18 protein-coding genes are annotated in these 20,147 nt (G+C 48.9%); 10 read left to right on the top strand and 8 right to left on the bottom strand.

Annotation, left to right across the window (positions count from 1 at the left end; all coding sequences use genetic code 11):
- Positions 1-2: 2 nt before the first annotated feature.
- The 9 genes from K7B07_RS08215 (at position 3) to K7B07_RS08175 (ending at position 12,672) form a co-directional block, all read left to right on the top strand.
- Positions 3-1,802 carry a RagB/SusD family nutrient uptake outer membrane protein gene (locus K7B07_RS08215; protein ID WP_223708840.1) on the top strand — a complete coding sequence of 600 codons (1,800 nt, stop codon included), beginning with the start codon at positions 3-5 and terminating at the stop codon, positions 1,800-1,802.
- Between the two features lie 24 nt (positions 1,803-1,826).
- Complete coding sequence (locus K7B07_RS08210; RefSeq protein WP_223708838.1) at positions 1,827-3,038, top strand: BT_3987 domain-containing protein; 1,212 nt, start codon at positions 1,827-1,829, stop codon at positions 3,036-3,038.
- A 50-nt stretch (positions 3,039-3,088) separates the two neighbouring features.
- Entirely contained in the window at positions 3,089-4,288 is a 1,200-nt protein-coding gene (locus tag K7B07_RS08205; protein WP_223708836.1) for a glycoside hydrolase family 172 protein, read from the top strand.
- Between the two features lie 111 nt (positions 4,289-4,399).
- Positions 4,400-5,221, top strand: a complete 822-nt coding sequence (locus K7B07_RS08200; protein ID WP_223708834.1) for an N-acetylmuramic acid 6-phosphate etherase — start codon at positions 4,400-4,402, stop codon at positions 5,219-5,221.
- 25 nt (positions 5,222-5,246) lie between these two features.
- Complete coding sequence (locus K7B07_RS08195; RefSeq protein WP_223708832.1) at positions 5,247-7,181, top strand: hypothetical protein; 1,935 nt, start codon at positions 5,247-5,249, stop codon at positions 7,179-7,181.
- Positions 7,181-8,494: a sugar MFS transporter gene (locus K7B07_RS08190; RefSeq protein WP_223708830.1), complete on the top strand. Its 1,314-nt coding sequence runs from the start codon at positions 7,181-7,183 to the stop codon at positions 8,492-8,494. Before K7B07_RS08195 ends, K7B07_RS08190 begins: the two co-directional genes overlap by 1 nt.
- A gap of 29 nt (positions 8,495-8,523) precedes the next feature.
- On the top strand, positions 8,524-10,392 hold the full coding sequence (locus tag K7B07_RS08185; RefSeq protein ID WP_223708828.1) for a beta-N-acetylhexosaminidase: 1,869 nt from the start codon (positions 8,524-8,526) through the stop codon (positions 10,390-10,392).
- Between the two features lie 28 nt (positions 10,393-10,420).
- The gene (locus K7B07_RS08180; RefSeq protein ID WP_223708826.1) at positions 10,421-11,287 is read left to right on the top strand and encodes an N-acetylglucosamine kinase; all 867 of its coding nucleotides are present in this window, start codon (positions 10,421-10,423) and stop codon (positions 11,285-11,287) included.
- 41 nt (positions 11,288-11,328) lie between these two features.
- Complete coding sequence (locus K7B07_RS08175; RefSeq protein ID WP_223708825.1) at positions 11,329-12,672, top strand: DegT/DnrJ/EryC1/StrS family aminotransferase; 1,344 nt, start codon at positions 11,329-11,331, stop codon at positions 12,670-12,672.
- A 150-nt stretch (positions 12,673-12,822) separates the two neighbouring features.
- Here the strand turns inward: K7B07_RS08175 and K7B07_RS08170 are convergent, their stop codons facing one another.
- The 6 genes from K7B07_RS08170 to K7B07_RS08145 form a co-directional block, all read right to left on the bottom strand.
- A complete protein-coding gene (locus tag K7B07_RS08170) occupies positions 12,823-13,029 on the bottom strand; it encodes a hypothetical protein (RefSeq protein ID WP_223708823.1) in 207 nt (68 codons plus the stop codon).
- Positions 13,030-13,249: 220 nt separating this feature from the next.
- On the bottom strand, positions 13,250-13,495 hold the full coding sequence (locus K7B07_RS08165; RefSeq protein ID WP_223708821.1) for a hypothetical protein: 246 nt from the start codon (positions 13,493-13,495) through the stop codon (positions 13,250-13,252).
- A 256-nt stretch (positions 13,496-13,751) separates the two neighbouring features.
- On the bottom strand, positions 13,752-13,961 hold the full coding sequence (locus K7B07_RS08160; RefSeq protein ID WP_223708819.1) for a hypothetical protein: 210 nt from the start codon (positions 13,959-13,961) through the stop codon (positions 13,752-13,754).
- 227 nt (positions 13,962-14,188) lie between these two features.
- A complete protein-coding gene (locus tag K7B07_RS08155) occupies positions 14,189-14,854 on the bottom strand; it encodes a response regulator (protein WP_223708818.1) in 666 nt (221 codons plus the stop codon).
- Positions 14,855-14,859: 5 nt separating this feature from the next.
- Complete coding sequence (locus K7B07_RS08150; RefSeq protein ID WP_223708817.1) at positions 14,860-16,422, bottom strand: tetratricopeptide repeat-containing sensor histidine kinase; 1,563 nt, start codon at positions 16,420-16,422, stop codon at positions 14,860-14,862.
- A gap of 141 nt (positions 16,423-16,563) precedes the next feature.
- The gene (locus K7B07_RS08145; RefSeq protein WP_223708816.1) at positions 16,564-16,731 is read right to left on the bottom strand and encodes a hypothetical protein; all 168 of its coding nucleotides are present in this window, start codon (positions 16,729-16,731) and stop codon (positions 16,564-16,566) included.
- A gap of 366 nt (positions 16,732-17,097) precedes the next feature.
- On the opposite strand from K7B07_RS08145, the gene K7B07_RS08140 reads away from it, so the two are divergent.
- Positions 17,098-18,087: a hypothetical protein gene (locus K7B07_RS08140; RefSeq protein ID WP_223708815.1), complete on the top strand. Its 990-nt coding sequence runs from the start codon at positions 17,098-17,100 to the stop codon at positions 18,085-18,087.
- Between the two features lie 267 nt (positions 18,088-18,354).
- Here the strand turns inward: K7B07_RS08140 and K7B07_RS08135 are convergent, their stop codons facing one another.
- Both K7B07_RS08135 and K7B07_RS08130 read right to left on the bottom strand, forming a co-directional pair.
- Entirely contained in the window at positions 18,355-19,047 is a 693-nt protein-coding gene (locus tag K7B07_RS08135) for a hypothetical protein (RefSeq protein ID WP_223708814.1), read from the bottom strand.
- Positions 19,048-19,073: 26 nt separating this feature from the next.
- On the bottom strand, positions 19,074-20,087 hold the full coding sequence (locus tag K7B07_RS08130; protein WP_223708813.1) for an alpha/beta fold hydrolase: 1,014 nt from the start codon (positions 20,085-20,087) through the stop codon (positions 19,074-19,076).
- Positions 20,088-20,147 lie beyond the last annotated feature (60 nt).

The raw sequence follows: 20,147 nt of genomic DNA, 5'->3' as shown, positions 1-20,147 counted from the left end.
TTATGAAAATACGTTTTGTTGTTGTTCTTTGTCTGATCGGACTGCTCGGCGCCTGTAAAAAAAGCTTCCTGGATAAGCAGCCGGATGAATCGATCACCATAGAAGAGGCATTTAAGAAAAGAAATTATGCGGAGGCTTTTTTAACCGATGCGTATGCATCTATGGGTAATGAATTGTACTTTACAGATTACCTGGGTACCTCGCCCAACCCCTATGTTATCGCATCGGATGAGCTCAACATTCCCTGGCCGGAAAAGTTTGAAAAGCTGATGAATAAAGGCGCCTGGAATCCTTACAATGTAGCAGGGCAGCATTGGAAGAACATGTTTGAAGGCATCCGCAAATGCAATATATTTTTAAAGAACATTCCCATTACCCCGCTGGATGCGGTGTTTACACAAGCTCAGAAGAACCGGTGGATCGGGGAAGCACGGTTCTTACGGGCCTTTTATTATTTTACTTTGATACGGATCTATGGAGGGGTTCCTCTGGTAAAAGAACCGGTAGCGCTCACCGATGATTTTACCCGGTTCAAACGCAATACCTGGGATGAGTGTGTTGATTTCATTGTTAAGGAATGTGATACTGCGGTTACGGTTTTGCCGATTAAATTAACAGACGACCGCGACATCGGAAGGGCAACTGCTGCGGCCGCACTGGCGCTTAAGGCAAGACTGTTATTATATACGGCAAGTCCGCTCTGGAACGGCAACCCGGATTACCGCAATGTGGTGGACAAGGACGGTGTAAGACTTTTTACCCAGCAGCAGGATGACAACCGGTGGGCCGTGGCTGCCGAAGCGGCTAAAGAATGCATCGATAAATGCGAGGCGGCGGGTTATGAGTTGTTCCGTAAGTATCCTGATCCGATAAAGAATTACCAGCAGCTGTTCCTGGAAAATCACAATACAGAAGTATTGTTTGCGCGGAACTGTGGTGTGGACGGTGTTACGGAAAAATGTGCTTTCCCCGGAAGCAAGGGAGGCTGGAACGGTTATAATCCCACGCAGCAAATGGTGGACGCCTATGAAATGCAGGATGGTAAGGCACCCATCACCGGTTATAATACCGATGGTTCACCAAAAATTGATCCAGCTTCGGGTTATGTGGAAGCTGGTTTTGCCGTGGCGGATGATCCGGAAGGACGCTGGTTAAAAGGAGTACGTATGATGTACACCAATCGTGAGCCCCGCTTTTACGCCAGCATCAATTTCAACGGCGGCTATTTTATCGACCGCCGGCTGGAGATCTGGTATTCGGGCGCAGATGGTCAGTACCGCGGCGGAAGGGATTATAACACGACCGGGTATCTGTTAAAAAAGGCGGTTGATCCAACCGTGAATATCAGCCAGGGAAAATTTTCTTTAAAGACCTGGATCTTTTTCCGGCTGGCGGAACTATACCTGGACTATGCCGAGGCGCTTAACGAAGCACAGGGACCGGTGAACGATGTGTATGTTTTTGTAAATAAGATAAGGGACCGGGCCGGTCTGCCTGCATTGCCGGGCGGATTGTCGAAAGAAGCGATGCGGGAAAAGATCCGCCATGAGCGCCGTATCGAGCTTTCCTTTGAAACCCACCGGTATTTCGACTGCCATCGCTGGAAGATCGCGGCGCAAACGGAAGGCGGCCCCGTATATGGTATGAATATTACAACCGGCACGGCGCTGAATGATGAAAGTTTTTATAAGCGCGTTGTGGTGGAGACGCGGGTATTCCAGGCGCCGAAGCATTACCTGTTCCCGATACCACAATCGGAGATCGATAAAAATCCCAACCTTTTACAAAGCCCGTACTGGTAATTAAAACATTTAAATCTGCAATACATGCGTTTGCTTTTTCCGCATCTTATTCTGATCCTGCTGCTCGTTACCGGCTGCAGCAAGGAGGTCATACTTCATACCGATGTATCCGATCTGCACCAGTACGGAAAGATCTATATGCCGCAGGCCACCCGGGGGCTTATTGAGAAAAGAGTGCAGCTTACCGACGCCCCCGACACCATCCTGGTGAACGGGTTTTTAGGCGGTGTATATCCCGCCGGTGCTGAAATTCAGCTGACGGTTAAGGTGGATCCTGCGCTGGTGGACCGGTACAACCAGCTGAACGGGACTTCATTTCAGGCAATGCCGGCAGAAGGATATGCCATACAAAATGAGGCCGCCGTCATCCGCCCCGGTTCCAACAGCACCGCTCCGGTTGCGATCCTGATCCGTAAGGCAGGCATCCTTGAACCGTTTGTATCATACCTGCTTCCTGTTATGATCACAAAGGGTGCCGGTCAGGAGGGGATCCTGGATACTGCCCAGAACTGCGCCTATTTTAAGATCACCGGCTCCTATGTACAGGGACAGGTGCCGCGGGTAAAAGCGGCTTCACTGGGAACGGCCGCCGGGTCCGTGATCATCGATTTCGGAGCGCGTTTTTTGCTGGCCGACAAAGTGTCTGCAAACCTGCTGATGTATACGCCGGATGAAACAGGCGTATTTAATCAGGCGCCTGCCACATTAGGTACCGGCTTCGATGCGTTCAATGCGATCGTATACTTTAATCAGACAAAACTCCTGACGCGGTTTAAGGACGGGGGCCAGGATATACAGCAATTTCCCATTAGCCCGGATGGTGTCATTGATCCTTCCGGTGTCCGGGTGATCGGCTGGGGCTGGGGTGGTGCGCTGGAATTGTTTACATTTAAGAACCTTGTTATTGCACGCGGTGGCAATGGGGAGCTCACACGCTACCCGCTGAACCCCGATGGTAACTGGGATTTCGGACGGATCGCGGTCATCGGCACGGGCTGGAATATTTTTAAACAGATCCTTGCTTACGGCAACTCATTACTGGCGGTGAAGGAAAACGGGGAACTGGTCCAGTATCCCATAACGGATGACGGGATCATCGGTTCGCCTAATACGGTGGGTTCCGGCTGGAACCGGTTCGAAAAGATCATCGTGTCCGGTACCGATCTGCTGTGCCTGGAAGCCAATGGCGATCTGTACCGCTATAAATTCAACCCGGCAGGTTTCTGGCCGCTTTAACAGGACCCGGATGCATTCAAAAAAGAAAACAGCCGTTTAAACCTTGAACAATGAAAAAATATATAGTATGCTTTATCGCATTTTTTCCCTTGCTGTTATCGGGGCAGGAGCTGTTTCAGTTTCCTGAAGATACGGAAACCTCCTGGGTGAGTTTTGAAAACCCTACGGGCAAAAAGGGACAGGGCGGCAAAGAGAATAACGGAGCCAAGGGACATGCCTGGGATAATATACAACCGGGACAAAGTAAGGAGCTGTTCAATGTGCATACTACCGGTATTATTAAACGGATATGGATGACCATTGCCGATCGTTCGCCAAGGACACTGCGATCGGTACGTATCGATATCTACTGGGATGGCGCCGAACGTCCGGCTGTTAGTGCGCCGCTGGGCGATTTTTTTGGTATGGGCCTGGGCAGGATGACGGCATTCCAGAATGCTTTTTTCTCGGAGGCGGAAGGAAAATCTTTTAATTGCTTTATCCCTATGCCATTTAAAAAAGAAGCAAGGATCGTGCTCACCAATGAGTCCCCAGCTGTACAAACCCTTTTCTTTGATGTGAATTTTCTCAAAGTGAAATCACTGGAGAAGGGAGCCCTGTATTTTCATACTTTCTGGAGTAACAATGTGCATACTTCATTGGGGGATGACTTTGCGGTCCTCCCTGAGATACAGGGCCAGGGACGCTTCCTGGGGGCGAATTTCGGAATTATAACGGACAGCAGCTATGGGAACAGCTGGTGGGGTGAAGGCGAGGTGAAAATTTATCTGGATGGGGATCATACTTATCCCAGCCTCGTGGGAACGGGTACTGAAGACTATCTGGGGACAGGATGGGGGCAGGGAACATTTGTGAATGATTATACCGGTTGCCTGTCGGCGGATGAAAAAAGCAGGTGCTGGACATTTTACCGCTACCATGTTCCCGATCCGGTTTATTTTAAGAATAACTGCAGGGTATCGGTTCAGCAAATGGGGGGAGATAACCTGGCGGGTGTCCGTAGTATCTTTAAAAAGGGAGCGGCTTTAATTCCGGTATCCGTAACGGCTTCCGATTACGGAAAGCAATGGAACCTGGCAGCTATGAAGCAGCCGCCGGCGCTGACCGACAGCCATTTTCCCAATGGATGGGTGAATTTCTTTAGAAAGGATAACTATTCCGCAACGGCATACTTCTATCTCGACAAACCGGAAAGCGGTCTTCCGCTGCTTCAGCCACTGAAGGAGCGCCTGACGGGTATTGCGAATTGAAGAAATATAAATGAAATGGAAAAATTACTAAACAAGCCTTAAAATATCGCAGCAAAATTTTAATGAATCCATCAGACAGTATTTGAAAAACGCTTTTAAAAAATAAAATGTATGAATCGTATTACAGAACAGCCTTCTCTTTACAATAACCTGGAAAACCGCTCCGTTGAAGAACTCGTTACCTGGATCAACCAGGAAGATGCCAAAGTAGCCGGGGCCATAGAAAAGGCACTGCCGCAGGTTACGGAACTGATAAAAGAAATCGTGCGTACGCTAAAAGGAGGGGGGAGAATGTTCTACCTCGGTGCGGGCAGTGGTGGCCGGTTATCGGTGCTGGATGCCATCGAACTTCCCACTACCTATGGCATAGAACCAGACCGTGTGAATGTGATCCTGGCGGGAGGCGTAGACAAGCTGGTGCTGGCACTGGAAGAAAAGGAAGATGATGTAGCGGATGCGCTGGAGCAGATCCGGAAGGCAGGCATTTCTGCAAATGATTTTGTGTTGGGGATTTCTGCCAGCGGAACAACCCCTTTTGTTCTGGCAGGGTTAAAGGAAGCAGGCCGCCTTGGTGCGGGAACCGGCTGTATTGTGAGCAATCCCGGGTCACCGGTTGCAGCACAGGCAAAATGGCCGGTGGAGGTCATTACCGGACCGGAATTCATCACCGGAAGCACCCGGATGAAATGCGGTACGGCACAGAAGATGTTGTTTGATATGATCTCAACAACAGTAATGATCCGGCTGGGCCGTGTGGAAGACAACAGCATGGTCAATGTAAAGCTGATCAATGATAAAATAACCGACAGAGCGGTTAAAATACTGATGAAAAAAGCAGGCATTGATAATTATGAGGAAGCAAAAGCGCTGCTTCTGTCCAACGGAAGTGTGAAAAAGGCACTGCTGCAATTGCGCGAAGGTTCAAAACAATAGCTACGGGTAATAAAAACATTTCGTAATGAAGGAGTACAAACAATATTTACTGGTCTGGGCAGCGCTCCTGTTCTTTGTGAACAATCCGGCAGCGCAAACAACTTACAGGGTGGGCTATGGCAGTGCGTCGATCGAGCCGTCCGAAGAGCTGTTTTCAATAGCGCTGGCCGGTTATGGTGCACCTGGTGAGGGGCGGTTCTCACTGGAATGGATCGCGCTGGATCAGCCGGAAAATATTGCTGCGATAGCAGGAAATGACCGGCAGCTGTTTGCATTGGATGAAAAAGGAGTGTTATTGTCGGCGGCTTACAGCGATCAGCCCCTGCGCTGGCGATCCATAGCTGCTGATAAACATTTTACCGCCATCGCTGCAAACAATACCGCACTCTTTGTTTTGTCGGATGCGGGATTGTTATACCAGGCTGCAATAAGCGCCAACCCGCGATTCCGGCTGCTTAAGAACAGTTTGGAACTGGTGTCCGTTACGGCCACAGCCGCAGGTTTGTATGGCCTTACAACCGACGGCGGTGTATACTACCGGTCATTGCAGGGCGCTGCCGGGGCCTGGACTTTTTTCAGCCGGCTGCAGGGCCTGAAACAGCTGGTGGTGTCTTCAGGGCGCCTCATCGGTCTTACAGCGGCAGACGAACTTTACCGCATTGATACCGGCCATCCGGGTATATGGACCAAGATCGCACGGTTCGATAATAACGGGTATGACATAAAGATCTCCGCTCTTGCCATTGCGCACAAGCGCCTGATCGGGTTGTCGGAAGGTAAACTGTACTACAGCAGGCAGAATACCGAGCACAACCTGCGGACAACGGCATTGGCCATCGGACAGGGCAACCGTAAGATCATCCTTGCAGCACTGGACCTTTGCGGTGTCGACGGTTCTTTTACCAACCGGATTAAACGGGAGATCGCCGCGAAGTATCAGATACCCGAAGCAGATATCCTGATCAATGCCTCCCATACGCATTTCGGTCCGTCGGCACAGGATTACAGTACCTGGTCGCCGCATCTTCAAAAACCCGATACCCTTTTTCTTTACGGAGTGGTGCAGAAGGCGGTGCTGCAGGCCGCAGGGGATGCTTTAAAACGAATGCAGCCTTCAACAATTACCTTTCTGCGTGGAAAGGCGCCGATCGGGGTCAACCGTTCATTAAGCCGCGAAGTGGCCAGTTATGATGATGACCTGGATGTATTGAAGATCGTGAGCCGGCAGACCGGAAAACAAACCGTATTATTTCTGGTAGGCTGTCACCCGGTGTTTAATAACCAGGCCACAGGATTCCTTAAGCTCAGCGGTAACTATCCTTCCATAACACGTGAGCTGCTGCAAAAAAAATATGGTATCGATAACAGCATTTTTATACAGGGATGCGCGGGGGATATCAACCCGGCAGACAATGATCCGGCAGTTACTGCTGAAAAGCTGGCCGGAGCTATTCATACATTACTGGAACAAACCGGAACCATTGTCAGTGGTGGTCTTCAATCAAAACAATCTACTATTGAATTTCCCGTAAAACTTCCCTCCCGGGACTCGCTGCTGCGGTTCAGGGAGGCCAACAACCAGACCGGGAATGTGGGGATAGAAAAAAATAAACGCTGGGCCGACCTGATGTTGCAAAAACTGGATGCCGGTAAAGTGCCCGCGGTTATGCCGGTGTATGTGCAAACGATCCATATCGGGAACTGGAACCTGGTGGGTCTTTCCCGGGAAGTGGTTACCGATTACAGTCTGGGCATAAAAAAAATGTACCCCGGAAAGCTGGTGACCGTAGCAGGTTATTGCAACAGTGTGGACAGCTATCTGCCCACATACAAGCATATAAGGGCCGGGACCTACGAAGGGTTTGATTCGTTTTACTGGTATGGCCAGCCCGGCTTCTTTCCGGAAAATGTTTTCGATGTTATCATGGAGGGTGTGAAAAAAATGAATGCAATCAACTAATGGAACAGCAATCAAATAAACCGATCATCAGCATCGGCGTGTTATTCTTTATTTTCGGATTTATCACCTGGGTCTGTTCGGTACTGATCCCGTATCTGCAGCTTGCCTGCGAGCTTAATAATTTTCAGGCGCAGCTGGTCTCCTTTGCTTTTTATATTTCTTATTTCGTAATGGCGCTTCCCGGGGGATGGATCTTAAAATACACCGGATTTAAAAAAGGGATCTCATTGGGCTTGTTTATCATGATGTGCGGATCCCTGCTGTTTATTCCCGGGGCCTTATACCGGACCTATCCCTTTTTCCTGGCAGGTCTTTTTGTACAGGGGGCCGGACTGGCCATACTGCAAACAGCTGCGAATCCTTATGTGACGGTATTGGGCCCGGCAGAGAGCGCTGCCAGAAGGATGAGCATCATGGGGATCTGTAACGGTTTTGCCGGAATCCTCGCCCCCTATATCCTGGGCAAGATCGTGCTGGATGATGCAGATGCCGTTAAAACACAGGTGGAAGCACTGGGCACGATGGAGAAAGAAGCGGCGTTAAATGCACTGGCATCAAAAGTGATGCTGCCCTATGGTATCATCGCTGCCGCGCTGCTGCTATTGAGTATCTGGTTTTATAAGATCTCCTTGCCGGAACCGGAAGAGGAAAAGGCCGAAGAAAATGCTGCATCCGCACAGCCGGATAGAAAGAGCGTGCTGCAATATCCGCAATTGTTGCTGGGCGTAGTAACACTGTTCCTGTATGTGGGTGTGGAGGTGATCGCGGGGAACACGATCATCAGTTATGGTGCCTGGACGGGGATCGCATTGAATACGGCCAAATTCTTTTCTTCCTTTACATTGTTTTGTATGCTGATCGGTTATATCATCGGCATTATTTGTATACCCCGGTATTGCTCCCAGGTACAGGCATTGACGGTGTCTGCGGTGCTGGGCATCATTTTTTCACTGGCCGCCATCCATACCACCGGTGTGGTGTCGGTGGTTTTTATTGCGTTACTCGGACTGGCAAATTCGCTGATGTGGCCGTCGATCTGGCCGCTGGCGATCACCGGTCTGGGCCGGCATACCAAAACGGGGTCTGCCCTGCTGATCATGGCCATCGCCGGAGGGGCGCTGGTTCCGCTTTTGTACGGAAGATTATCGGATGTATTTGATCCGAAGCTGGCCTACTGGATCGTAGTGCCCTGCTATATCGCAATTGGACTGTATGCGCTTTTTAGCCGGGCACGCCTGAAAAAAATAAAAAGTATTGCCGGGCAGACTGGGGCCGATCACAAGGAGGTATCTGTAGCACTAAAACCGGAGTAAACTCCGCATCATGTATTGATCAAAAAAGAATGAAAAATTATTTAATACGACAACTGTTCCTGTATATAAGCCTGGTTATAATGACCGGTAGTGTCTATGCCCGTACTGCAGAAGAAGATCCGGGTATCATACCAGCACCTGCGGAGGTGAAGTGGCTTCCGGGCACATTCCATATTGGTAAGGCGACCGTGATCCTGTATAGTGACGGGGTCGCACAGCAACAGGCCACGCACCTGGGCCGTTTTATAGAACAGGAATTGGCACTAAAGCCCGCGATCCGTAAGAACAGTGGTGCACAAGGCAGCAGTGCTATTGTATTTACCAGCCGGCCGGCGCCGCATCTCGGAAAAGAAGGATACCGGCTGACGATCACACCACAGAAGATCGAGATCTCCGGAGCAGAAGCCGGTTTGTTTTACGGATTGCAATCCCTGATCCAGCTGATGGAAAAATATTCTGGCACACGCCGTTTGCCCTGTATGGAAATTACCGACCGGCCGCGGTATGCCTACAGGGGAATTATGCAGGATGTGGGATATCATATCTTCCCGGTATCGTTCATCAAAAGCCAGATCGATATGCTGGCGCGGTATAAGATGAATGTATACCACTGGCACCTGACAGAAGATCACGGCTGGCGGATCGAAATAAAAAAATATCCGAAGCTCACACAGATCGGATCAATTCGTGCAAGCAGCCAAATCAGTAATGCGAATGAAGCCTATGAAGGACAGGATCATCAGCCTTATGGCGGCTATTATACGCAGGAACAGATCAAAGAAGTGGTAGCTTATGCGGCAGCACGGCAGGTGACCATCATCCCGGAAATTGAAATGCCCGGTCATTCCCTGGCGGCACTGGCATCTTATCCCTACCTGGGTTGCGGCAGTGATCCCGGACCTTACCAGGTTGCCGAAAAATGGGGGATCTATGAGGATGTCTATTGCGCCGGAAAAGAAAGCACCTTCCGGTTTCTCGAAGATGTGCTGACGGAAGTGATGGCGCTGTTCCCTTCCAGGATCATCCACATAGGTGGTGATGAATGCCCGAAGGAACGGTGGAAAAAATGTTCCTTCTGTCAAAAGCGCATCAGGGATCAGCATCTGAAAGATGAGTTTGAGCTTCAGAGTTATTTTATGCAACGGATGGAACGCTTCTTAAATAAGCAAGGGAGAACGGCCATCGGATGGGATGAGATCATGGAGGGCGGGCTTCCGGAAAATACGATGGTGATGTGCTGGCGCGATATTAAGGAAGGTATCAAAGCAGCAAAGCTGAATCACCAGGTAGTGATGTCGCCGGTTACTCCTCTTTATTTTGATTATATACAGGGAAAACGCGAACAGGAACCGTATGCCATAGAATGGGGATATAACCCACTGGCACTGGTATACAGCTATGACCCGGATCCCGGAGCACTGACAGCGGCACAAAAGAAACTAATCGTTGGTGTCAGCGGTGCATTGTGGACCGAGCACATGAACACTCCCCAAAAAGTGGAGTACATGCTTTATCCAAGATTGCTGGCACTGGCCGAAGTGGCATGGACGCCAAAGGACCGGAAAGATTCCGTATCCTTTTTTGAAGAACGGCTGCCGGAACACCTGGCCTGGCTGGACGGTACCCAACGGAACTATCGTGTGCCGGAGCCGGGTGGTGTTTCCGATACCACGCTTTCCGGGGCATCGTTCAAAATTGTATTGAGCCCGCCGGTAAAAGGTGCGCGCATCTTTTACAATTTTGACGGACAGCAGCCCGGTGAAGCAGATTATTTGTACAGGGATCCGGTGATCCTGAAACTGGAAAAAGGAGAAAAACGGCTGCTTAAGACGGTCGCTATAACGCCTTCCGGTAAGCGGAGTGTGGTGACAACGACGGTCTTTCAGAATCCGGGTTAAACAGGATGCAACATTTTAAAAAATAAACATGACGATAATCGCAGACGGAGGCGCTACCAGAACATCCTGGTGCCGGATACAGGTGGATAAGGAACCGGAACTTTTTGAGACCAGCGGGTATCACCCGTTCTATATCAAAGCAGCGGAAATGACAGCGTCGCTCCGGACATCCCTGCCACCAGCCATACTGGCGGACCGGGAGCAGGTAAAGGAACTGTTTTTTTACAGCGCCGGTGGCGGTTATGCGGCAGAAACCGATGCGGTGCTGATCAATGGATTGTCTGCTGTATTTACCAACGCAGGTATTAGCATCGAGACCGACCTGCTGGCGGCTGCGAGGGCCCTGTTACACCGGCAGCAAGGGATGGCTGCGATCCTGGGCACAGGCAGCAACAGCTGCTTATACGATGGCAAAAAGATCATTGCCAATATTGAATCGCTGGGCTTTTTGCTGGGTGATGAAGGCAGCGGGGCCTATATCGGTAAAAAAGTGATCGGTGATTTTATCCGGGACCGGATGCCACCGCAACTCCGGAACCAGTTTGAAACCGCCTGCGGATTAAGTGCAGTGGACCTGCTGACCAAGGTATATACCGAGCCGGAAGCGAATAAATATTGTGCCGGTTTTGCACGCTTCCTGAAAGAACATATAACAGACGCCTATTGCAGTGCTATTGTTGTAGCGGCGTTCCACGATTTTTTTACGAACATCGTGGACCATTATCCGGAAGCCACATCATTTAGTTTTAATGCACTGGGCTCCGTGGCCTTTCATTTTAAGGAACAGTTACAGATGGTAGCAGAAGAACACGGCTTCCAGGTAGGAGCGGTGTTGCCGGCAGCTATCGGCGGACTGATCGCATTTCACAACGAAACACTGACCGAAGAATCATAAACCCGATAATTTAATCATTTTCAAAAGACAAAATTTTAATCATGGAAAAGAAAACAAGCAGACGCAGGTTTATCAGCAGTCTGGGCCTTGCGGGCGCAGGAGCCGTTGCGGGCGTGCCGGTACTGATGCGGTCCACAGCGAATGCAACACCGGCAATACTCGGCGGCAGCAAGGCCATGCCGGCAATCGGCACCTCCTGGCCGATATTCGGACAACTGGAAGAAACCGGATTGATGAATGTGGTAAAAAGCGGCGTTTGGGGGCGTCTTGCCGATAATACAAGAACTGCTGCTTTTGAAAAAGCTTATGCAGCCGCCACAGGAGCAAAAAACGCGCTTGCGGTTTCCAGCGGAACCAATGCGTTGTTTGCCATGCTGGGTGCGCTGGATATCGGCCCCGGTGACGAAGTCATCCTGCCGCCCTATACGTTTATCGCTACCTACAACGTTATTGTGCTGAACTACGCGCTGCCCGTATTTGTAGACACGGATATCGAATCGTTCCAGATCGACGCCCGTAAGATTGAAGCGGCGATAACACCTGCCACCAAAGCCTTGCTGCCGGTGCATATCGGAGGATCGCCTTTTGATATCGATGCGGTACTACAGATCAGTAAGAAGCATAACATCCCGATGCTGGAAGACGCCTGCCAGGCGCACCTGGCAGAATGGAAAGGCAAGGGGGTGGGAAACTGGGGACTGGGCGGGGCGTTCAGCTTCCAGGCCACGAAGAACCTGAACTCCGGAGAAGGCGGTGCCATTATTTCCAATGACGAAACGTTCTACCAGAAATGCTATAGCTTCCACCACCAGGGACAAAGCGCCAACTCGGCGGGCCTGGGTACCGGAAGCGGTACACGCGGATCCAACCTGCGAATCTCCGAGTTCCAGTCGTCCATACTGCTTTCACAATTGTCCCGGTTAAAACAACAGACCGAAACAAGAAACGCCAACGCAGCTTATCTGACGCAACTGCTCAGCCAGATACCCGGCATTATCCCCGCGAAGCTGTACCCGGGAACCACCCGGAGTGCGTATCACCTGTATATGTTCCGGTACGACAGTAAGGCTTTTGCAGGTATGTCAAGAGAAAAATTTGTGGATGCGCTTGCAGCCGAAGGGGTGTTTGCCTCAACAGGATATGGCATGATCAACAAGGAAGATTATGTGACCGGCCTGGCAAAGAACCCGCATTATTTAAAGATATACGGGGAAAAGCGCATGCAGCAATGGCTGGATCAGACCCTGCAGACACCGGTGAACGACCGGCTGACCACCGAAGCGTTATGGTTTACGCAAACCATGCTGCTGGGTCCCCGGTCCGATATGGACAAGATCGCACAGGCGATCCGCAAGATCCACAACCATGCAAAGAAAATCGCATAGCGGGACAATACCTGTCCCTTTAACCATAAGAGCATTCACGAGACGCCCGGAAGGGCGTTTTTTTCTATAAGAGTGTTGTTGATTGAATCTTTCTTAAAAGTGGAATTATTAGAATGTTGCTGACTCACAGATAATATGTTGTGATGTTATTTATAATTCCCATCCGCAAAGCGTCCTGTTCCTTTTTTTTGCACTGTCCAATGTTATTTGTATGATCCGGTAATTACAGTTTTTTAATCCCCTGCAGGTTTCCGTGTGATGATATTTGGTAGCCGTTTTGCTGTTACAGATATATACGGTGGTGGTAGTAGTACAATTGCCGTTAAAGAGCAATAAGGAGAATAATACTATTTTCATTTTCGGACTGATAACCTGTTTTGTTTGATAAAGGCTGGTTCGTTTTTCAGTCCGTTAGCCGGATCGCCGGTGTTGCCGTCTCTTGCGGCAGATGTTTCAATTCTTATCTGGATCTGATTCTATAGCGTTTTCACAGGCCGGCAAACGGCCACGGTTGAATGTGATGGCAGGCCCTGTTTGATCCGCTGTATATTTCAATTCTGGTTGCTGTCTGATGATGTTATATGTATGTTTTATTACCGTTGCGGTTGATATAATAGCGTCCTCCGCGGGGTCCGGTATAAATTTTATGACCGTTATAATATTCCCCGTCGTCTGAGGCACGGGCTTTTGCTTTACGGGTAGGGCCTTTTTTGGCGGTGACAGTTTTTTGAGTGCTGCTTTTTTTCTTTACCTGGGCATCGGAAGGGCTGGCGCCAAACGCCGTAAACAGGACTAGGAGCAGCAGCAGTTTTTTAAATGGCATGATCTTCTGGGTTTAAAATATTAACAGGACAAACAGAACAGAAATTCCGGAGAGGTAAAGCAGCGTTACAATACATCCTTTCGAAGTTTGATTATAGACTTTGTTATATGCTGCCTTTTTCGGATTCGTCACCCAACCCCAACCCCTGGGTGCTTTGAACCCGAGAGAATGCCTGATGTAGCGCCGGACGGATGTTCTGGCCGCGATTCTTTTTGTCAGGGAAAGCTTTCTGTATCCGAATTTCATTCTGTGCTGTTTATTGGGTATGACAGGAAGGGCAACAGTATTTGCAGCCATTAACCTGGGTGTAATGATTTTTGGCTTCGCGGACGGCAGTATGACAGGAGTCATGCACTCCTAGGTAGATCCTGTTTTCGATAGCAGGAAGCCCTGCGCAATTTTGATCGTGGACTTCATGATCTCCGTTGCTTTGTGCATTCTTATTAACGTAGTAACTTTTGCTCATAGTTAAAAAATTTTAGTATGAATCAAAAGTAGTACCTGCGGATGGCCGTTTTTTACGGGAAACCGTAATTGGAAATTTTTTTTCAGGCAACCGGCAGGGTCTGATCACTGGCATAAAAGGGCATCTCTCCGGATCTGAAGGACAGCAGGTATAAGATCGGTTATCCGGATAAAATCTTATGGGGAAAGTGGTGTTGCCGGTGATGATGACCTGATCACAGGTACACGCTATACAATTCCTTTCTCTTTGCAAAAGGCGATCAGCTGCCCGGTTTTGGAGAAGTTAAAGGCGTCTTTCATGATCTTGATCCGCTTTTCGATACTGCTGAGTCCCGAGGGCCGGAGTTGTTTTTGTTCCAGGTAAAAAGGGATATCTTTCTGGTCTATCCCTTCCGCCAGGCAGGAGATAATGGCAATATCTGCCGGAGTGAAATCATGGGCATTCTTTTGCCGGATCTGCAGGAATTGCTGTCTCGGAAAATAACGCTGATTCCGGTCGATCTCCCTGATTGCCGATTTAAGTTCTTTGGCGTCGTTCCGGCCTTTGCAAACATAGCCGTCAATCTCCTGTTTATTAAACAGCATTTCGATGGTGGCCGGTTTTCCGGTTGCGGAAAATACCAGAATCTTCAGATCGGGTTGTATATTGCGGGCCGCAGCAATAAGAGCTGCCCCGCTGGTTATTTTCTGCTGGCGGTGGTCTTCCTCAAAATGAAGATCGGTGATCAGCAGGTCATATGATGCGTTGGCCTCAACGGCCTTTTGAATGCGCAGCAGTGCATCGTCACAATAGTACACATAGTCCGGGTTGGTAATATTCAGTTCTTCCAGGGTTTTCTGTATGGAAAGATTGGAGCTTTCGTAGTCTTCGGCGATAAGTATTTTTTTGATCATATGGGTTATGCAATTGGAATAGTTAATTGGATCTTCATGCCTTTGGATGTTTTGGCGTTAAAGATAATGGTGCCCCCGATATTCATAATACGGGTTTCCGTATTCCGGAGTCCGTTCCCATACCGGAAATCCGGGGAAAGCCCAATCCCGTCATCAGTATAATCGATGGTTAATTGCTTTTCCTGCCTGGTAAATTTGATCACTACATTTTCGGCCCGGCTGTGTTTTTTCATATTCACCATCAGTTCCTGCAGGATGTGCTTCAGTTCTTTTCGGGCCGTAGATTTTATATGCTCCCATAATTCTTTCGAGTTACCCGTGATCAATACCCGGGTGCTGTCGGAACCAAAAGAGGAGAGCAGTTCACTTAGGGATTCGTGAAAAGACCGGGCGGCGTTCTCCGGCACCGGTTCATAAGAGATATTACGGGATTGCTCATATAAAATGCTCATATCGTCGAGCAACTGTTCTTTTCCGCCGGTTTTGTCGTGTTCAATTTTTGAGATTACCCGGTACAGACCGTTGGCCACCACATCATGTACTTTTTGAGAGGTTTTTAGTTGCTGTTCGCGGATCAATCGTTGTTTTCGCTTCCGGTACCAGAAGAAAAGGATCGCCGCCAGCAGTATGGTGCAAAACAGAACGATCCATTGCCGGATGATCTGTACTTTCTTTTCTGCATTGTCCTTTTGCAATATCAGGTTATCAGTTTTGCTCTTTTCCGCATCAAAACGGATGAGTGCGAACTGGTTCTTTGCGTTGTTACGGGTCGTTTGTAAGCTGTCGTTCAGATGCTGGTAGCGGGTAAAGTATTTTTTTACGGCTTCAGGAGGACTGAGTGGTATTAGTTTCAACAAAGCCTCCTGCTCATCGTCGGGACTGCTGAGTTGTTGTGCAACGGAATACATTTTTTCTGCGTAAGTCAATGCCAACCCCGGCTGCGTATGGGCATAATAATCCGACAGATGAGCGTAGCTGGCATTCAAACCCCAATCATTCTTTTCATCTTTCCGGATCTGCAAGGCGTGCAATAAATCAGGCGCTGCCGGGTAGCTGGAGTCCTGCAGCCATTTGGCATAGGCCATATTCGATAGAACCTGAGCATATTTATTTTTGTTGTTTTTTGTTTGTTCCAGGATCGATTGATAAATGGCAATAGCCTGCGCGTACTGCTTTTTTTTCTGATAGTTAACACCCTTATTATTTAAGGCTGTAATTCTGGTCCTATCATCTTTTATATATTTTAGAGCTTGGTCATAGTAATAGATGGCTCTATCATAGTTTTTCAGGTTGGAATTGGTGCGGCCAAATTCATTATAGTTTGATACGAGGAGCCGATCAATCGAATCCAGACCCTTCAGATTATTCATCGAATTCAGAAGAGATTCCTGTGCGCCAAAATAATCGCCCGCCTGACTCTGGATAATCGCCATATAGGTATAAGCCTTTGGAATTAAACTATCCGGGGAACTGGTTGTGGCCTTGTTGAAGTAATAAAAGGCCGAATCGTTTTGTTTATTATAAAAAGCCTCTCCTTTTTTATAATCTGCGATTGTGGCGGATGGCATCGTTTTATGTGGTTGATCACACCCGGAAAAGCAGAGTATGGCACATAGTATGGGTAAGGGCAATGTTCTCAAAACAGCTTTTGACTTAAAGGTAAAAAAAATAAGGCAAGAAATCTTCTTGCCTTATTTGTAGATGCCCCGTTACGGACGGGGTGTTGGCGGAATGGGATCTGTTTCCCCCCCGGTTGAATCGCTTGCGGCGGTTACCTGTACGCCCCCGGTAATAATGGGGCCATTACTGTTGGTTGCTGTTGTAGTGGGATGGCTGGGCCATAATGCCAGAAAAAAGGCAATAAATATTTCTATCATTGTTCGTGATTTTAAATTTTAAAGAATGCTGCTACCGGTATCCGGTGCAGGGATAAAAGCCACGTAAGAAGCGCTTCTTACTTTTTTTGGGAAGGGATGGGAGCTTTGATCACGGAAGCCGGTAAACGCTTCCCAAAACCGGTTATCTGCCGCCGTTTTCGCTGCTCCGGGGAAATCCGTTCTGTACAGTTAATCTCTTAGCAAAGGAGATCGCAATTGATTTCTGAAACAAAGATAGATTGAGGTAATTGGCTGATTGTTAATCTGTTCCGGTAATTCCGGTCATTCCTTTTATTCCATCTGTCATTCCGGGAATACCGGATGGATTCCATAAATTCCGTTAGTTTTACAGGATAATTGTCGACGATGTTTGCGGATTATACAAAACTGGTCCTGCGGGATTATGAGAAAAAAAGGGCAGCAAATGTCCTTTCGATACGCTTGATTCATCCAAGCCCGGCTAAACTCCGGGAAGAGAGTTTAGCTGTTCGCAGCCGGCGATACGACAGGAAAAAAGATGAGGTGGCGCTTGCCGGATTTTTTGGGCATGGCGACGATAAAGAAATGTTGCATGCCATCAAACGGATGGATATTGATAAGTTCAGGCCCCTTGCCAATTTTCTTAAACGGCCATCAATCAATACCGATAAAAAAAATGTTGAACTGCTGGCCTGGCTGATCGATTTTGAATTCCGGCCTTACGAACTGGGAAAGCATTACGACGCTGAAGAGACGGGAACAATGGTTGCAGAAACAGGTGCAACAGGAAATAAGGTTAGTGAGGAAACCGGGGCAGAGGACAAACCGCCAGCAACGCCTCTTCAGGAAGAGCCGGAGGAAGCAGGAATGGAACAGGCGGATCCGGATGGGCCGGTACAACCGGGCGCTGCTGAAGGGCTTCCAATGGGTACCGCGGGAACAGTTGCTCCGGGATCCCGCCCCCGTTTTAAAATGCGTATTGCTGTTATTGTTGTTATTGCAGCGGCATTGACCGGGATAGCGATCTATTGGTTTGGAAAAAATAAAGCAACACCCATCTCAATGGGGCGTTCTTTACGGGGGAATGGAGCTTGTATGTACTGGACCGGGGATCATTACCAGCAGATCTCCTGTACCGAAAAACTGGGCGATACACTGATCCTGGCGCTGGATCCGGAAAAACTCCGTTCGTTTAAAAAGATCACCCGGCCGGATACCATCACCGGACAATCCAAAGGAGGGGTCTGGTATGTGAAAATAAACGGGCAGATCGAATTTTATACCTCGGATGGATATCATCCCACAGACCGCCAACTGCGGCTAAAGCCCGTCACGGACTATATTATTAAGAAGTATATTCACCCGGATCAGGAATAAAAAAAATCCTGTCCATCCTGCTGAAGCCCGGGCAGGACTGCGCACGCATCAGCATAATTCCGGTTTTTCGTAATCGTTCCTTTTTATGCAGGTATACATTTGTCTGAAGAAACAATATGAAGAAGCTACTTCCGGTAAATCCCTTTGCGCCTGTTATTAAAAACCAGAGCTGCTGACTTCATGATACCGGTAAAACCGGTTGTTCATTGAGCCAAAAAAAGTGGTATCCAAAGGGTACCACTTTTTACTTTTATAATCCTGTCCTTGTTATTTTTCACCCAAACTCCCGATCCTGAAATTGCAACCCAGCTGGGCATAAAAAGGCAATATGGGTTTACTTTTAAAATCCTGTGCCAGGATGTTGCCGCCTTTCAGGGTAAGATCATACCTTTTGAAGGAAATACCCGTTTGCAGTCCGTAGTAAAAATTTCCGCCGGTGGCGGGTTCGTACCATCCGTCTTTTACCTCCGGGTATTCTTCTCTGTATTGGTGGCTGTGTTTGAAGTGGGTGGCGATGGCCTTGTCGAAACCGGCTTCGGCACCGGCAAACCACCGCGGGCGGTAATAACCGATGGTACCCGAGCAATCAACACCCCAGTTGGCCAGCCGGACCAGGTCGTTTTCATACCTGCGGAAAACACCCTGGGCTTTAACGGCAAACCGGAAGTCGCCCAGCTGCGCCAGCCGGAGCTGCCCGCCGATCTTTGTTTTAAAATCATCCGTGAGTGTACTGCCGGAGGGAAAGGAATATTCGGCGGTTGCCACCAATGGAAATTTATTGTCTGTCAGTTTATAACTATACCCCACGCCGAATACAAGACCATACTCGGCACCTACGGACGCATGGACCAGCTGCCGGTTGTTATGAATATTGTTCCAGTTAATGGTTTGCGTATATGCGGTAGCCTGGGCTAAAAAAAATGCGATAAAAACGATACCGGATGTACTATACTTTTTCATGCTGAATACTTAATGATTTTTATTGATTACTGGAGCGTGCTGAGGTAGGTGAGGATCTGCGGCAGGGTGGTTCCGGTCCAGGCCTTCTGATTGGTGATGATGCCGTCATGCCCCACACCCGGCACTTTAACCCGGCTTACGGAAGGGTAGGCCGCTGTTATCCGCTGCGCCCAGGAATCCGGATAGGCCCTGTTCTTTTCGCTGTAGAAAAAAAGTACCGGTTTTTTAAAGTCATTCAGACCGGCAGAAAAATCGGTGTTGTATTTTTCGCCAACGTCAAAAAGGGCATCCATGATAACGGCGCCATCCCGCCAGGAAACAGTAGGGTCGAAGGCGCCTTCTCCGGTGATCTCGTTTTTGGAACTGAGCATCGACATTTTATAATCGAGTATTTCATGCTGGTCCTCCTTGCCATTGATGAACTGGTCGAGGTATGCGGCATCATTCAATACCTCGCTCCATAATTTCATCGACCGCGAATCTTTTACATAATGTTCTACATCCTTCCATTGCAGTCCGCCCGGTTCACATACGATGAGTCCCTGTACACGCCCGGGGTATTTCCCGGTAAAACCGGATGCCAGCATACCGCCCCAGGAATGTCCCAGCAGCACCACTTTCTGATCAGGACGGGTACGATAATGTTCTATGACGGCATTCAGCTCGTCGTATAGCTGGTCCATGGCCTTTGCGCCGGGTGCCGTATATGATTTTTTGGGGAATCGTTGGGAAAGCCCGGAGCCGCGCTGGTCGTAGAATACCACGCGGTATCCCCTGGCGGCAAGATCCTTACAGGGGAGCAGGTAGCGGTAGTCGGCTCCCGGGCCGCCATGTAGGGCCACAATCATGGTGGCACCCGCTGGTCCGAATGCTTCCGAATGCAGCAGGGAATTATTTACCTGTATCGCAGGCAGGCCCGGATCCTGATCCACTGTTTTGGCCACAAGGTTGCCGGGGCCGGTGATCGTCCTGTCTTTTGTGGAGCACGAAAAAACAAAAGTAAGAAGTGCGGGTACTAAAAAATAGTTTTTAAAGATCATACATTGAGGTTTGAAATTTGAGCCTCAAAGATGAAGGCGATTGATTGCCCCACCGCCTCA

The organism is Niabella beijingensis (assembly GCF_020034665.1).
Lineage (GTDB): Bacteria > Bacteroidota > Bacteroidia > Chitinophagales > Chitinophagaceae > Niabella > Niabella beijingensis.
This window is presented reverse-complemented; position numbering and strand designations above follow the sequence as displayed.